The sequence below is a fragment of the Paeniglutamicibacter sp. GQ140 genome, assembly GCF_059759235.1.
Window position 1 is genome coordinate 224,408 of sequence record NZ_JCAXDW010000003.1, and the last position, 15,965, is coordinate 240,372.

The 15,965-nt window shown below is 65.2% G+C and carries 11 protein-coding genes; 6 read left to right on the plus strand and 5 right to left on the minus strand.

Annotated features, from left to right (window positions below; genetic code table 11):
* Positions 1-5: 5 nt before the first annotated feature.
* The 3 genes from AC6CHY_RS05890 to AC6CHY_RS05900 form a co-directional block, all read right to left on the minus strand.
* The gene (locus AC6CHY_RS05890) at positions 6-1,091 is read right to left on the minus strand and encodes an ABC transporter permease (protein ID WP_498225999.1); all 1,086 of its coding nucleotides are present in this window, start codon (positions 1,089-1,091) and stop codon (positions 6-8) included.
* Complete coding sequence (locus tag AC6CHY_RS05895) at positions 1,088-2,533, minus strand: sugar ABC transporter ATP-binding protein (RefSeq protein WP_498226001.1); 1,446 nt, start codon at positions 2,531-2,533, stop codon at positions 1,088-1,090. The genes AC6CHY_RS05890 and AC6CHY_RS05895 overlap by 4 nt, the downstream gene beginning before the upstream one ends.
* A 69-nt stretch (positions 2,534-2,602) precedes the next feature.
* Positions 2,603-3,466 carry a sugar ABC transporter substrate-binding protein gene (locus tag AC6CHY_RS05900; protein ID WP_498226003.1) on the minus strand — a complete coding sequence of 288 codons (864 nt, stop codon included), beginning with the start codon at positions 3,464-3,466 and terminating at the stop codon, positions 2,603-2,605.
* A gap of 451 nt (positions 3,467-3,917) precedes the next feature.
* On the opposite strand from AC6CHY_RS05900, the gene AC6CHY_RS05905 reads away from it, so the two are divergent.
* The gene (locus tag AC6CHY_RS05905; protein ID WP_498226005.1) at positions 3,918-4,697 is read left to right on the plus strand and encodes an SDR family NAD(P)-dependent oxidoreductase; all 780 of its coding nucleotides are present in this window, start codon (positions 3,918-3,920) and stop codon (positions 4,695-4,697) included.
* A gap of 136 nt (positions 4,698-4,833) precedes the next feature.
* Positions 4,834-5,574: an SDR family NAD(P)-dependent oxidoreductase gene (locus AC6CHY_RS05910; protein WP_498226007.1), complete on the plus strand. Its 741-nt coding sequence runs from the start codon at positions 4,834-4,836 to the stop codon at positions 5,572-5,574.
* Here AC6CHY_RS05910 and AC6CHY_RS05915 read toward each other — a convergent pair.
* Positions 5,571-7,349 (minus strand): ABC transporter substrate-binding protein, encoded by a 1,779-nt coding sequence (locus tag AC6CHY_RS05915; protein ID WP_498226009.1) that lies wholly within the window; start codon positions 7,347-7,349, stop codon positions 5,571-5,573. The genes AC6CHY_RS05910 and AC6CHY_RS05915 overlap by 4 nt on opposite strands.
* 122 nt (positions 7,350-7,471) lie before the next feature.
* Here AC6CHY_RS05915 and AC6CHY_RS05920 point away from each other — a divergent pair, with 122 nt between their 5' ends.
* The 4 genes from AC6CHY_RS05920 to AC6CHY_RS05935 are packed head-to-tail and all read left to right on the plus strand — an operon-like array spanning position 7,472 to position 14,013.
* On the plus strand, positions 7,472-8,818 hold the full coding sequence (locus AC6CHY_RS05920; RefSeq protein WP_498226010.1) for an APC family permease: 1,347 nt from the start codon (positions 7,472-7,474) through the stop codon (positions 8,816-8,818).
* A gap of 55 nt (positions 8,819-8,873) precedes the next feature.
* Positions 8,874-10,925 (plus strand): hydantoinase/oxoprolinase family protein, encoded by a 2,052-nt coding sequence (locus AC6CHY_RS05925; protein ID WP_498226012.1) that lies wholly within the window; start codon positions 8,874-8,876, stop codon positions 10,923-10,925.
* A 2-nt stretch (positions 10,926-10,927) separates the two neighbouring features.
* The gene (locus AC6CHY_RS05930; protein ID WP_498226014.1) at positions 10,928-12,604 is read left to right on the plus strand and encodes a hydantoinase B/oxoprolinase family protein; all 1,677 of its coding nucleotides are present in this window, start codon (positions 10,928-10,930) and stop codon (positions 12,602-12,604) included.
* The gene (locus tag AC6CHY_RS05935) at positions 12,601-14,013 is read left to right on the plus strand and encodes an NAD(P)/FAD-dependent oxidoreductase (RefSeq protein ID WP_498226016.1); all 1,413 of its coding nucleotides are present in this window, start codon (positions 12,601-12,603) and stop codon (positions 14,011-14,013) included. The genes AC6CHY_RS05930 and AC6CHY_RS05935 overlap by 4 nt, the downstream gene beginning before the upstream one ends.
* Positions 14,014-14,116: 103 nt before the next feature.
* Here the strand turns inward: AC6CHY_RS05935 and AC6CHY_RS05940 are convergent, their stop codons facing one another.
* Positions 14,117-15,847, minus strand: coding sequence for a PHP domain-containing protein (locus AC6CHY_RS05940; protein ID WP_498226018.1), 1,731 nt, complete (start codon positions 15,845-15,847; stop codon positions 14,117-14,119).
* Positions 15,848-15,965: the final 118 nt, after the last annotated feature.

Below are 15,965 nucleotides of genomic sequence, written 5' to 3' on the forward strand. Positions count from 1 at the left end.
GAGGACTAGTGTTTGCCGACGCCCAAACGCTGGCGTTCCCCGGCCTCGGTCGGGCCTTCCTCCACCAAGGAACCGGGGTCGCCATTTGCCCCGAGACTCGATTCCAAGACCGCTTTGCCGCGTGTTGCCCAAGATTGCTTGACGATCTTTTGGATAGATTCGTCCAGTGCCACTGCCACCACCAAGGTCAGGCCCACGATGATCGTTTGGAGGAAGGGGGAGGCCTGCAAAAAGACCAGGCCGTTGCGCATGACGCCGAAGAACAACAAGCCGGCCAGAACCCCGCCGACGCGCCCCACGCCGCCGGCAAATGCCACACCGCCAAGCAAGGCAACCGTCAATGCATTCATTTCGAGGTTCAAGCCCACAGCGGGACTCACAGACTGGACTTTGGCCCCCAGCATGATTCCCGCCAAGGCGGACGCAAGGCCGGTGGCCGAGAACAGCCCGAACCGGACGCGGCGAACATTGACGCCCATCAATCGCGCCGCGCGCTCACTGCCACCAATGGCGTAGGTCTCGCGCCCAACCCGGTGTCTGTTCAACACGTACCAAACAGCGGCAACCACCAGCACGAGCAACAACAATCGAACCGAGAAGGGGCCGACGGCGGCGGTGCCGAATTCCTGGAATTCCTCCGGCAATTCGCGCCTGGTCACTGTGCGCCCGCCCGTCACCATCATCGCGTAACCGCCCCAGACGCTCAGGAAACCCAAAGTCACCACAATGGGGTTCAGACCGAGGTATGCCACGAGGAAGCCATTCAGAGCACCTGCTGCCATTCCAAAGAACAGGCCCGCGACGATGCCCAAGGTCGTTGACCCGGTGGCGCTCATGACCAGCGCCGAATTGACCGCCGAGGCAGACGCTATGGAACCGACGGACAGATCCACCGAACCTGAAATCATCAACAGGGCCAAGGGCAGGACGACGATTCCGAGTTCGGCGACCTGCAGCAGCACGTTCAGTGCGTTACTGGTGCTCATGAAGCGCGGGTTGAGGATCGTAAAAAACACGATCAGGAGAACGAGGGCAAAGAAGATCCCGTTCTTGGCCAAGAAGGACTTGAGATTGACCGAGGATAGTTTCACCGGGAGACCCCTTCCATGGGTCGTTCTGCATCTGATAGGTGGAGCAACGTGGAAACGAGATCCCCGCTGAATTCGGGACCGCGGGGGACTTCCGCCCTCGAACCGCCGTACATAACGTAGGAACGGTCGCAAAGCTGGGCGATCTCATCAGATTCGGCGGAGGCGACCAACACCGCCACACCTTGGGCGGCGAGCTCGCGCACGGCGGTGGCGATGTCCTGCTTGGCGCCAACGTCGACACCCTGGGTCGGCTGTGCCAGCAGGAGGACCCGCGGTTGGCGTGGAAACATCCAGCGCGACAGCAGGTGCTTTTGCCGGTTGCCGCCGCTGAACTCGTCAATTGGTGCGTCGGCGCCGGGGCCGAGGATATTGAGCTTTTTTCGGGCTTCGGCGTAGGTGTTTTCCCCCACTGCTGGGCCAACCCACCATCCGCGGCCGGGCAACTGGCTGAACCACGGGAGGAACACCGTGTCCAGTGCTGAAGCACCGGAGACTAGCCCGTCGTTTTCACGGTCGGCCGGCACCAGATGGATGCCCCAACGCACCGCGGCGCCTGGCGACGCGATATCGACGTCCCGGTCGTTCCAGCTAAAGCGGCCATGTCCGTCCAAGCCGAAGAGGCCGGCAAGAAAGCTGAATTGTTCCCCGGCGGCCATCCCGAAGAGGCCCACCACTTCGCCGGCGGCGATGCTGACCCCGTCTGACTGGAGAACCCCGGCGCTCGTTTGCACCCTAGCTGGAACGAATTCGTCGTCCGCCATGCCCGGGGCCAGGGCCTGGGCCAGCGTCCTGCCCGTGAATGACTCGGCGGGCCCGTCCACCACCAGGCGCCCCGACCTGAGCACCAAGATGCGTTCGCAAATGTCCAGTATGTCGGGAAGCCTGTGGGAGACGTAGATTACCGTCACCCCCCGCGCTGCCAGCTGCCTGATCAAGGCATGCAGTGATTCGGTTTCGGCACGGCCGAGCGCGGCGGTGGGTTCATCGAGCAACAACATTTTCATACCGCCGGCCAAGAACCCGCGCGCCAAGTCAACAAGCTGACGCTCACCCAGCGAGAGCGTATCTACCATGAGACGCGGATCGAGGTCGGATCCGACCTCGGCCAGGGCCCGGCGCGCTTGCTCGCGCTGGCCGACGCTGGGCCGAAGCCCTTGTCCCAGGAACAGGTTGTCCAGGATGCTCAGGTTCGGCGCCAGCGCTGGCTCCTGATGGATCACCGTGATGCCCATTCCGGCGGCTTCTTGCGGCGTCAAATTCCCCGGTGCCGGGACACCATCCACGGTGAAAACCCCGCTCGACGCGGCATAGACCCCGCAGAGCACGTTGAACATCGTGGATTTTCCCGCCCCGTTGTGGCCCAGCAGGCCGACGACTTCACCGGCCGCCACCGAGAGCGAGACCCCGTCCAGAGCCCGGGTGGCACCGAATTCAACGGACAAGTTTTCCAACCGCAATCGCATATCGCCTTCACCCGACCCCGGCCGGGACTGTGTGGAATGCATCGTGGATCAGCTTCCGCTATTGAGGTCGCTGCGGAACGAGTCGGCGTTTTCTGGGGTAACCCGGGTGGAGGAAATCTCGATGTTCCCCTTGAGAGTTCCCTCGGCCGCCTCGATGAGCAGCTGCGCATTCTTCTCGGCCAGCTCCTTGGCCGGCAGGATGAACCCGAGCCGCCAGATGCTGTCCTTTTCCTTTATCAGGTCCAGTGATTCATCGGTGGCATCTAAGGCACCGAGCAGGTAACCCGGGTCCTTGGGATCCACTCCGTGAGCCATGAGCGCACGGTAGGAACCGATCAACTGGTCGGAACCGGTTGAAAGCCAGACCTTTGTGTTGGGATCCGCTGACAGCTGGTTCTTGGTGTTTTCCAGTCCGTCTTCGATGGTCAGCGAGGGCATGTCCGAAATCTTTACTTTCGCGCCGGCCTTCTTCAGCCCGTCCTTGATGCCGTTGGAACGGTCAATACCCAGATCGGTTTCGTAGTAGCTGAAGAACCCAACGGGGACCTCGGCGTCTCCGTACTTCTCCACGATCCAATTGCCAGCTTCCTCGCCCAAGGTGAAACCGTCGTTGTAGTTGTCGATGACCAATGCTGCCTCGATGCCGTCCCATTCGGTCGCATACCCGACGACAGGGATGTTTGCGGCATTCGCCTCGGTGGTGACCGGCACCATGGAGTCCGACTGTACGGGATAGCCCATGATCGCCTTGATGTCGCCGCGCTGGATCCATGACTGCCAGCTCGAAACCTGGCTTTGGATATTCCACTGTGGATCGTCGCTGACCAATTCGTAGCCGGCAGCTTCAACGATGGGTTTCATGTATTCGAGTTCATCGACCCAGATCTGGATGTCCAACCCGGCAAAACTCATCGCAACTGCGCCTTTGTCGGGCCTTCCGGTGGAGTCCCCTTCGGACGCTGTGCCGGAGGTGCAACCGGCAAGGACGAGTGAGGCCACGGCACCGAGCGACACGAGTCTTGCAAACCTACGAGATTTCATTGTTCCTCCAATGTCTGCGACGGATACCCGGCGGCTTCCCCGGCTGGTGCCCGCTTGTTCTGAGTAGACATCTCACCAGAGGAGAACATACAGCACATGCGTCATATGACGTACGAAAGACCAAATACGAAGGTCGAACCCCATTGGAATTTTAGTTTCCATCCCCGTACGTCATTCGACGCATGTAACTTGCCACTGGAAACTCAAGGATGGGAAGACGCAAATATCGGAAGGTAAAACCAATGAGCCATGGTTCCGGGTTCCAACGCGGCCGCAGCATAATCTACCGCGGCGGAGTTGCCACAGCGCGCGGGGTCCACGCATGACAAGGCCCTTCCACCATGCCCCGATGCGGACCCTGGTGACCGGTGCAGCACGCGGCCTAGGTCGGGACATCGCCCTGGGTCTCGCGGACCAGGGGCATCTGGTCTTGGCCTGTGACAATTCTGCCGGGATCGAAGAGCTCGGCGGCGAACGCGGCGGCAGAATCCGTACCGTGCAGCTTGACCTCACCGAGCCCGACGCCGACCGGACATTGGTTGACGGTGCCATCGAGCTCTTTGGCGGCTTGGACGCGCTGGTCAACAACGCCGGCGTTGGTGGCCCCGGAATGCTTTTAGAGCACACCTCCGACGTAGACCTCGAGCAGGTGCTTGCGGTCAACATGATCGCACCTGCACGGCTTTGCCGTGCCGCGCTGCCCAGCTTGCGGCTAGGTGGGCGCGGCCGCATCGTCAACGTGGGGTCTCTGTTTGCGAACCACCCCCAATCACACGGCGTGGCATACGCAATGTCCAAAGGAGCACTCGCCGCCCTTACCCGAGGCCTCGCCGTGGAGGAAGGACCGTACGGGACTACCGTCAACACGGTTTCCCCGGGTTACATGCTCACCGGCATGCACCAAGAGGAGGCCGCGCTCCAAGCGGCCCTCCGGGGCGTGGAAGTTGCGGATCAGCTGGAGCGCGTCAGCTCCGCCATACCGATGCGCCGGCACGGGACCGGAGCGGACGTGGCGGCCACCGTGGCTTGGTTGCTCAGCGAATCCGCCGGCTACGTAAGCGGTCAGGACATCCCGGTCAACGGCGCTGCTGCGTTCGGCTAGGCCAAGCGACCGGCTTCGACTTCAGCTTCAATTCCAGGGAAAGAAAGCAACACCATGCACAACACAACATCTCCGAGGTACGCCGTAGCGTGGCGGCGATACACGCCGGCAACACCGAACTCATCCGGGGCCGGGCGTGGCTGAGCATTTCCCGGTGCTGGCCGTTACCGGGGCCGCGTCGGGGATCGGCGCAGCCACCGCCCGGCTGGCCGCGACCGCCAACTACCGGGTCGCGTTGTTGGACCTCGCCCCACCCGCGAACGGCGCACCGCTGCGACCTGAAAACACAGTCTTCGCCGAGTGCGACGTGACATCCAGCGAATCGCTGCGATCGGCACTGGCCCTGATCGAGGAGACTTGGGGGCACGGCCCGGATGCGGTGGTCCACTGCGCCGGCATCTATCAGACCAGCGCCACCGAGGAACTGGACCTCGAGCTGTTTGCTCGGGTTCAACACATCAACACGACTGGGACCTTCCTGACGGCCGGGGTCCTTGGCCGGTCTATGCTTGAGCGCGGTGCCGGAAGCTTGGTGTTGTTGAGTTCGATTGCCTTCGCCCTTGGCGACGAGGCCGAACCCGGTGCTGCATATGCCGCCAGCAAGGGAGCCGTCGTGTCGATGGGACGGCAGCTGGCAGCGGAGTGGGGGCCACGTGGGGTCCGCACCAACGTCGTGGCCCCCGGCGTCATTGACACGCCCATGACCACCATCGTCGACAACGAACGGGCTTACGGGGACTTGCTGGCAACCCACCCGCTGCGCCGGCTCGGCACGGCCGAGGAGGTCGCACGAGTGTGCCTTTTCCTGGCCGGTCCGGGGGCGAGCTTCGTCAACGGCGCTGTCATTCCCGTGGACGGCGGCCAGTGCATTGTCTAGTCCGCAGCTAGGCTGGCCCACGGCCCCTGGTACCTAAGGCCGGGCAGCTGGAGCCTGGCCATCGACCCGAAGAGCGGAGGGCTGAGAACCACCGACTTGCCGCCCTGGATCTGCGAGGTGACCAGGACCTGGCCGATGGTCGGGTCGGATGTGCCGTCCGGGTAGCTCAACGGCGATTGCCCGCCCCCGCCGAAGTAGTAGATCCCGTTGAGCCCGTGGTAGACGTCCTCGCGCAGCACCTTGCAGGTCCCGCGCGGGACCGTGCTGCCGTTGCGTGCCCAGCTCCAGGCCAGCAGCTGGATCTGGTCGTAGGCCGAGCTCGCCTGTGACGGGCCGGGCTCCTCCCGGTAGCGCATCACATAGTTGCGGTGGAAGCGGGTTGCGGAGTCCGAATCCATGCGGCTGGTCACCGAACTCCAGATCGCGCCGTCGGACAGAGTCCCGAGCACGTCGCGGAAACGCGGGATCGATGCCCCGTAGACGTAGTGAACCAGCCCTCGGAATCCGCCCTCAACCAGCAGCCGGTGCAGGATCGCGATTTCATCCGGGACGTAGTGGGCCACCAGGACGACGTCCGGGGCCACCTCGCAAATCCCGCGTGCGATCTTCTTCCAATCGGTGCTCCGGACCGGCGCCGCGTACCTTGCCGAGACGCCCCAGCCGATGGCGGCGAGTTCCTGGTCGAAACCCTCCCCGGCGATCCGGGCGCTGGCTGAGTCCGTTTCCACGATGGCGATCCGCCGGTTGGCTGGCTCGTAGCGGCGCGACGCCTCGAGTTCCCCCAGGAATCGTCGGAAGGCAAGTGCGTAGTATTTTTCCGACGGGCAGGTTTGGTACACCATCCAATAGCGTTCCGGACGCGCCTCTACTAGGTCCACGTGCCGCTGGAAGGTGTCAAGGTGAAGGAAGGGCCGACCGTAGTCGGCCGCAGTCTCCAGCAGAAAGGGGTTTTCCGCGCTGATGTAGTTCGTGGTAATCGCATCGACCTGCGCCTCCACCAACTGGGCCATGGCAGCCTCGACAGTTGCCGGGTCGAACAGGTCGGCGCCCGCGACGAAGTGTTCCAGGCGGCGGCCGCCCACGCCCCCGTTGGCGTTGATTTCCTCGATGGCCAGCGCTGCACCGCGCACCATCTCCTCCCCGTCGTCAGCCGCGATGCCCGTAAGCGCGGCCAGGGTGCCAATGACAATGGGATGCCGGCTGGCCAGCGCGGTCTCCGAGGCCATGAGAGCGCCCCGGCCTGAACGCAGAGCGGCGGCGAATTGCTCCAACCCCACGGCCGCAATCGGCGCTACCCCCTCGACACCGCCGGGAACCGGGAGCGCCAACAGGCTGGCGTCCACGGCGATCGCAGCCAGCCCGCCGCGGCCTCGCTGTTCAAGCTTGTGCAGCAGCCGCTCGATCTGCGTCGTAACGGTCCGCGGGCTGGTGCCCAGCCGGCCGGCGATTTCCGCATTCGGCAGACCGAGCGCAACGAGCGTCAGCACATCGATTTCCCGCGGGGTCACTCCTTGGGGCAACATCAGGGGGTTTGCACTGACCAGGGCATGGTCGTGTTGCTCGCCGCGCGTGCGTTGGCGTTCCATGCGGATCGAGAGCAGGAGTCCCTCGGCGCGGTAAACGAACTGGATCTCCGAGCGGTTGGTGAGCAGGAATCCCCTCGCATACAACGCCAGTAGGGCCGGAGGTTCTAGCCCGCGAAGCAGTGTCGTGCGGCCCCGGTGGTCGGTGGTGAACTCGGCATGGGAAGCGCGCGGCAATCGGTTTCCAGTCACAGCAGGAACACTAACAGATTGAAGAACGTCATACGCATAAATACGCATGACGGAACACCGCGGCTGCCGCCACACTGGATGAGCCATATGAGTCACATCACAAGTTGCACCGAGGAGTGGAAATGAGCACTGTCTCCCAAACGACGAAGAGCCCCCGCCTCAAGCGGGTGCTTGGACTGCCTGCCACCGTCCTGTTCGGCCTGGCCTACATGCTGCCCCTGACGGTCTTCACGACCTACGGTATTGTCAACGAACTCACCGAGGGACACATCGTTACCTCGTACCTGGTAACCCTTGTTGCCATGCTGTTCACCGCAGCCAGTTACGCACGCATGGTCAAAGCCTTCCCGATGGCAGGGTCCGCATACACATACACCCGGAAGACCTTGGGTGGAAACGTGGGGTTCTTGGGCGGTTGGGCCCTGTTGCTGGACTACCTGCTCATGCCGATGATCACGTACCTGGTGATCGGCATCTACATGCGGGCCAGCTTCCCCGCCGTCTCGCAACCGGTCTGGATCATGCTGTCGTTGATCATCGTGACGGCCCTCAATGTATCCGGCATCAAGATGGTGTCCAAGGCCAGCAGCCTCCTGCTCGTCTTCCAGACGGTCTTCCTATTGGTGTTTGGCGTGATGGGCATCCGTGCCGCCACGAAAAACCCCATGCCGTCCATAGTGGACATGATGATCGGCCAGGGCCCGGGAACCACCGCCATCTTCGCGGGCTCTGCCATCCTCTGCCTCTCGTTCCTTGGATTCGACGCGGTTTCCTCACTGGCCGAAGAAACCATCGATCCCAAGAAAGTCATTCCCAAGGCAATCATCCTGGTCACCCTGCTCGGCGGCGTGCTGTTTGTCATCATCTCGGTGATCGCCAACCTCGCATTCCCGGATTGGAGCGCCTACACCAGCGTTGACTCCGCTGCGCTGGACGTCACCCATGCCGCAGGAGGCGCATTCCTCGAGGCGTTCTTCACAGCCGCCTACATCGCCGGATGCTTCGGGGCGGTGTTGGCCTCCCAGACCACCGTCTCCCGCATCCTCTACTCGATGGGCCGCGACGGCGTCCTGCCGCGAAAGGTCTTCGGCCAATTGCATCCGAGGTTCCAGACCCCTGTCTACTCAACCTTGGTCGTCGGCGCCATCGGCCTGTTCGCGCTGGTCATCGACCTCACTCTGGCCTCCTCACTGATCAGCTTTGGTGCGCTCTCCGCCTTTACGCTCGTGAACATCGCCGTCATCAAGCACTACTACCTCGACCAGAAGCGCCGCTCGGGGCTGGACACGGCCAGATACCTTGCGGCTCCGGCCATCGGTGTCATCCTTTGCCTCTGGCTGTGGACCAGTCTCTCCATGAGCGCCTTCGTCGTCGGATTCATCTGGCTGGCCATTGGCATGGTGTACCTGGCGGTGCTCACCCGCGGATTCCGCAAAGCGCCGCCCGAACTCCCTGTCGCCGACGACTAAAGACCATGCCTCCCAAGCAGCCACACCCCGCTCCACGCACAACCAAAGGAACACCATGACATCGCTCGCCCAATGGATCGTCAGCATCGACGCCGGCGGAACATTTACGGACGCCATTGCCCACGCCAACGATGGCCGCACGCTGGTCACCAAGACGGCTTCAACCCCGGATGACCCGTCCCGAGGGCTGACCAACGCCGTTGCCGAACTCGCGGCACAGGGCATGGACCTAGACGAGGTCAAACTGGTCTGCCACGGCACCACCGTGGCCACCAATGCCACCTTGACCGGAAACCTGGCGCGCGTCGCACTGATCACCACCCGCGGTTTTCGGGATGTCATGGCCTACCGCCAGGGAAGCCGCCCGCAGGTTTACAGCTTGAAACCGGAACGCCCCAACGAACTGGTCGAACGGCACGCGCGTTTCGAAGTCAATGAGCGAATTGCCAGCAATGGCTCGGTGGTGACCGCCCTGCAGCAGGACGACATCGACGTCGTGCTGGAAAAGATCGAGGCACTGGCACCGGAAGCCATCGCCGTCAGCCTCCTCTTTAGCTACCTGAACCCCGTCCACGAGGACATGCTGCTGGCGGCCCTCGCACAGCGCTTCCCGCACACCCCCGTGACCATTTCGAGCCAGGTGGCCCGAGAGTTCCGTGAATACCCGCGCACCGCCACCACGGTGATCAATGCGGCCCTTCGACCCGTCGTCGGGGACTATCTCGAAAGGGCCGCCGGTTCCCTGGCCTCCGGCGGGGTCTTGGCGCCGTTCCAGGTCATGCAGTCCAACGGCGGCTGCGTTCCGGCCGGGCGCGCTGCCGGCCAGGCCCACCGCCTGATCCTTTCCGGGCCCGCTGGCGGAGTCTCCGGTCTGTTGCGCGGCGCCGCCGAGCACGGGCTGCCCAACGTCATCAGCCTCGACATGGGCGGAACCAGCGTCGACGTGTGTCTGGTGCGGGGTTCGCAGGCCCCCTATACGAGCAGGCAGGAAGTCCAGGACCACACGCTGATCGCACCGACGGTGGACATCCACACCATCGGCGCCGGCGGCGGCAGCATCGCCTGGGTGGACCGGACCAAGCGACTGCGCGTGGGCCCGCAGTCGGCCAAGGCGGTCCCGGGGCCGGCAAGCTATGGCCGCGGCGGCACCGCGGCAACACTGACCGACGCCCACGTTGTGCTGGGAACGCTGGGATCCGGCGCGCTGGCCGGGGACCTGAGGCTCGATTACGCTGCGGCCGAAAAGGCCGTGCGGGACATCGGCGACCAGCTGGGCATGGGTGTCATCGAGGCTGCGGAGGCCATCCTGGCCATCGCCATGGCCCACATGGTCCGGGCCGTGCGCAAGGTCAGCGTCGAACGGGGCCTGGATCCGCGCGAATTCTCGCTCTTCCCCTTCGGCGGGGCCGGGCCGCTGCATGCCGGCCTGCTGCTGCGCCACCTGGGCCTGTCCAGCGTCGTGGTTCCCCACCAGCCGGGGCTCTACTCCGCCGACGGCCTGCTGGCCGCGGGCCTGCGCATCGACGACTCGCAGACCCTGCTGCGCCCATTCGGCGCGGAAGCCCTGCCGCCCGTCTCCCGGTGGCTTGCCGAACGCCGGGACGAGCTGGTCCGGCAGGTCATCGAAGACGGCGCAGCGCCCGGCAGCGTGCAGGCCTCGGTCACCGTCGACTGCCGCTACCTGGGACAGGGCTACGAGCTCAACGTGCCTCTGGACGGCACGTCAGTGCAGGACCTGGAACTGATCGCCGAGCGCTTCCACCCGCTGCACCGGGAACTGTACGGGCACAGCTCGGAACAGGAAACCGTGGAAATCGTCACGGTGCGCCTGGCCGTGACCGGCGGCTTCGACCGTGTGGCGCAGCCAGCCCGGGCCGCCGGCACCGCGGGCCCTGCCGACGCCGCCATCGTCGGCCGCCGCAGCGTCCACCTGCCCGGCACGGGGGAGAGGTCGACAACCATTTACGACCGGGCCAAGCTCCAGCCCGGCAACACCTTGGCCGGACCGGCCATCATTCAGCAAATGGACGCGACCACCGTCTTGCTCGCGGGGCAGTCCGGCCGCGTCACGGCCAACGGAGACATCATCATCACGGAGGATAACTAATCATGACCACATTGACCGAGCACACCGCCACCGCCCACGAGCCGGACGTAGACACCGTGACCTTTGAGGTGCTTTCCTCGGCGCTGACCTCCATCGCCGAGGAAATGGGCGTCGTCCTCAAACGCTCCAGCTACAGCCCGATCATCCGCGACATGGACGACTTCTCCTGCGCCCTGTTCACCGCCGACGGCGACCTGGTCGCCCAGGCCGACTACATCCCCGCACAACTTGGCGCCATGTCCCTGGTGGTCAAGGCCATCATCGAGCGCTGGGACGGGCGCATCAGCGACGGCGACGCCTTTATCTGCAACCACCCGTTCCTGGGCGCCATGCACCTCCCGGATGTCAACGTGGTGACCCCGATCTACGTTGACGGGATCCTTTCGGGATGGAGCGGGACCGCCGCCCACCATATCGACGTCGGCGGCGTGAACCCGGGTAGCGAGGGGCCGGAGCTGGAGGACATCTTCGCCGAGGGCCTGATCCTGCCGCCGGTGCGATTGTCCATCGCCGGGGTCGAGAACCCCGACGTCATCTCCATCATCACCGACAACATCCGTGACCCGCTAAGCACCGTCAGCGACCTGCGCGCCCAGCGCGCCGCGTGTGTGCTGGGATACCAGCGACTTAACGAACTCGCCGGGCAGTACAGCCTGGCCGTGGTCAGCTCCGTGATGCGCCGGAACCTCGACGTGGTCGAGCTCGCGGTCCGCAACGCCCTGCTGGACCTGCCCGACGGCGAAGGCGAGGCCGAGGGCTTCCTCGACGACGACGGCCTGGACGGCCCGCCCACCCGTATCCACGCGAAGGTCAGCAAGGTCGGTGACACCCTGCATATCGACCTCTCCGGCTCCAGCGCCCAGGTCCGCGGCGCGATGAACGTGCCCTGGGCCAGCGCCCGCGCCGGCATCGTCTATGCGGTGCGTGCCGTGGTCGCCCCCGACCTGGGGTCCAACGACGGATTGTTGCGCGCCGTGGACATCAACGCTCCGTTGGGCTCGGTGCTCAACCCGATGGCCCCGGCAGCGGTGTCCATCCGCCACAACACCTGCCAGCGCTTTGCGGACACGTTGATACGTGCGCTGACCGACATGTGGCCCGAGGCAGCCGTGGGCAGCAGCACCGTCAGCTTCTTCTGCATGAACGTGGGCAGCACCTCTCCGGTCACCGGACGCCCCGCCGTCATGGCCGACGTGGTGGGCGGCGGCACCGGTGCCACCGGCGAGGCCGACGGACTCGACGGGGTGGACACCTACATGTCGAACGTGGGTGTCATGCCGGCCGAGGTCGTGGAAACGAACTACCGCATCAGGATCCTGCGCAACGAGTTTGTCCCCGGATCCCAGGGAACCGGCAGGTTCAACGGCGGACTGGGGCTGCGCCGCGAATACGAGATCCTTGAGCACCCGCAGCGGGCCACCTTCTACGCGGAACAAACGAAGGCGGGTTTTGCGCCGACGGGTGCCTCCGGGGGAAGCTCCGGCCAGCCGACGAGAATCACGCTTATCTCCCCGGACGGCACCGAAACCATGGTGAAAACCAAGACCTCAACCACGCTGCAGCCCGGAACCATCGTGCGCGTTGAGACCGCCGGAGGGGGCGGCTTCGGGCCGGCCTCGGAGCGCAGCGAGGCGGCACGCGAGTCGGATGAGCGCAACGGATTGCTGGCTTTCCCATGACCAGCCGGAACATGACCAGCAGCGCGGTTGAAGACTCGTTGGCCGGCGCGGTCAACTCCGCGGTGTGGTTCGACGGATTCGAACGCAAACCCGCCAACGTCCTCGTCGGCACCCACGAGTGCGACCTGCTCATCGTCGGGGCCGGTTTCGGCGGCCTCTGGGCCGCGTTGCGCGCCCGGGCACGCCACCCGGATTGGTCGATCACCGTCGTGGACGCTCGGGAAATTGGCAGGGAAGCCTCGGGCCGCAACGGGGGGTTCGTTTCCTACAGCGTGACCCACGGCCTGGCCAACGCCCTGGCCCGATGGCCGGGAGAGGCCGGGAGACTCGAACGCCTGGGTTTGGAGAACCTGCAGGGATTCGCCGAGGACCTTCGGGCTGCCGGCATCGACGGGGGCTTCCGCAAGGCGGGCAAGCTCCAGGTTGCCACGGCACCGCACCAACTGGAGGAACTTGCCGCGTCGGTTGCCACGGCCAAGGAATACGGTCGGCCGCTGGAATTGCTCGATGCGGAGCAGACCCGGGCCCGCATTGATTCGCCGACGTTCATCGGCGGGGTCCTGGACCCGGTCGGCACGTGTCTGGTGGAACCGTACAAGTTGGCGATGGAAATGCGCGACTCGCTGGCGCGGCAGGGTGTGGTGTTCTTCGAACACACGCCGGCCCAGAAACTGGAGACCGACGGGGCGGGGATGCGCGTGCGCACCCCGGCAGGGAGCATCGCGGCGGGCAAGGTCCTGCTGGCCACCAGCGCGTTCCCCTCTTTGTTGCTCCGCAACAGGATGACCACGGTGCCGGTCTACGACTACGCCTTGGCCACGCGGCCGCTTACAGACGAGCAGTTCGAAACGATCGGCTGGCGTTCGCGTGAGGGATTGACCGACTCCGCTAACCAGTTCCACTACTCGCGGGTGACCGCGGACGGGAGAATCCTCTGGGGCGGCTACGACGCGATCTACCACTACGGCCGGCGCATATCCACCGAGTTGGAGAACCGCCCCGAGACCTTCCGGAAACTCGCGGAGCAGTTCTTCGAGACCTTCCCGCAGCTCGATGTGTCATTCAGCCATGCCTGGGGCGGGGTCATCGACACCTCGACGCGGTTCAGCGCGGAGTACGGGACCGCCTTCGGGAAGCGCGTCGCCTATGTCCTCGGGCATACGGGGCTTGGCGTGGGGGCCAGCCGTTTTGCCGCCGACACCATGTTGGATCTGCTTGATGGCCGAGACACGGAGCGGACCAGGCTTGAAATGGTGAGGCGCCGGGCGGTCCCGTTCCCGCCCGAACCGGTGTGTGCGGCGGGGATCAACCTCACGCGCTACGAGCTGGCCCGCTCAGACCGGAACGGAGGAAAGCGCGGACTCTGGCTCAAGGCCATGGACGCGCTGGGACTGGGATTTGATTCCTGACGTTCAGGCCCTCGCACCCCGCGGCGGCACCCGCCGCCGGGGCACCGCCGACCCGGGGACCGGACCATGCGCGACGGTCCAATTCCCGGGTCGGCAGACTGTCCTAGCGGACCTCGACGAGCACGGGGTTTGCGTAGAACCAGGTGTCGGCCCAGGGATCCGCGTCTCCGGGATTGTTCCCATGCGCCTGGGGACCGTGCAGGTCGATTGCGGAGCCGTGGTAGCCAGCCCCGGTCCGCTTGCCGTCCCCGCCGCGGAAGCGCACGTAGAAGGATTCCTGGACGTCCTTGAACACGTGGCGCAGGGTGAAGGTGCCGCGGCGTCCGGTGGTGTTGAACGCGTGCAGGACCCGGGTCTGCGGCGCCCGCAGCTCGTCGGGGTCGGCCACCGGGCCCGTCACGGGCCCGCCGATGATATCGAGGAAAGCGAGGTTCGGGACGATGCCTGCGGCGTTGGCATAGTCGGTGGTCGTCACCGTGATGGAGACCTCGAGATCGGTGCCGCGGTTCACCGCGGTCCGTGCTCCGAGCGTCACGCCGGGCCCGGCGAAGCCCACCGGCTTGACGCGCACGTCCAGGCCGGCGAACAGGTGCCCGTGGTCCACCCACATGCGGCCCTGGCGCATGGCCTCGAGGACCTCCGCGTAGCCGCGGCCGGTGACGCCGGTGTGGGTGCGGCTGAACTGGCCGGGCCAGTAGTCCGAACCGCCCTGCGGGACTCCGGTTTCCACCGGGTCCGGGCGCTTGCCCTCAACCGACCACTTCTCGAACTCGCTGTCCAGCGAGGTGTAGGGCTCGGTCTGCGGGTAGTCGCCGATCCGTTGGGTGTCGCGGACCGTGAGGTGGTTGTCCGAGTTGCTGGTGATGAAGAAGGGCTTGCCCTCGGCCAGCATCGAGTCCCAGACGCCGCCCACCGTTGCCGTGACCCAGTCGAAGCCGCCGTAGGTGAGGTACTGGTCTTCCCGGTAGCCCGGCCATGAATCGGGGCGGGGACGGTTGGTGTATTCGCCGCGCTGGTCGCCAGGGCCGCCGTTGGTGCCGACACCCGAACCCTGGGCACCCGGGGCGCCTTCCATGCCGATCATGATCTCCGGGTCGGCGTCGCGCCACCCGCGCAACTCGTGGGGCGAGTCAATGCCCAGGCGCATGGGATGGTTCGCCAGGATGACCGCGTCCTCGATATAGCCGCTGCGGCGTTGCTCGCCCATCCAGGCGATGGCCTGCCGTGCCTTGGCTTCCCACAGGGCGGTCTCCGCCGCGCTGCCGGGCTTTTCCCAGCCGTTGAGCTTGCCGTCCCACACCAACTCGAAGGTCCGGAGAACCTCTACCTCGTTGGGGCCCGGCACCACCAGCACCGAGCAGTGTTCGGCGGCGGGGATGTACCACTCGATGCCCTGGAAGATCAGGATGTCGTCACGCGACGCGCGCTGCGCGGCGATTTCACGGTTGGCGTTTACGGCGCCGCCGTTGTTGGCATGCCCGAAGTTGCTGTGCTCGGTGAACGCCAGCCAGTCCACCCCGTAGCGGCGGGCGGCGTCGAGTTGCTGCGTGATCTTGTACTTGGCGTCGTGGCTGTATTGGGTATGGACGTGGTGGTCGCCGACCAGCCAGGTCAGCTTCGGGTCGTTGCGCTTGGCCCCGGCGCCGTAGCCCAATGACTTCGCATGGGCGGGACTTGCTTGCGCCGTGCCCCAGGCCGCTGCCCCGAGCAGAGCCGCGCCGGCGGCGAGTACGACGCGCCGGCTGGTGCCGAAGCCTGCGAGTTCTCGGTCCGCGCTTTCGACGAGCAAGGCGTCTGTTGCAGGCTGGGCGTGGTGCGGATGGTTGTCACACAAGAGTGAACTCCTTAGGAAGAAATCGCGGGTCCCGCGAAGCGCAGGGTGGAGTGGAAGGCGCGGACCGATATCGGGATCTGCCGCTAGGGGAGACTACGCGGGCCAGGCAGACTGTAGT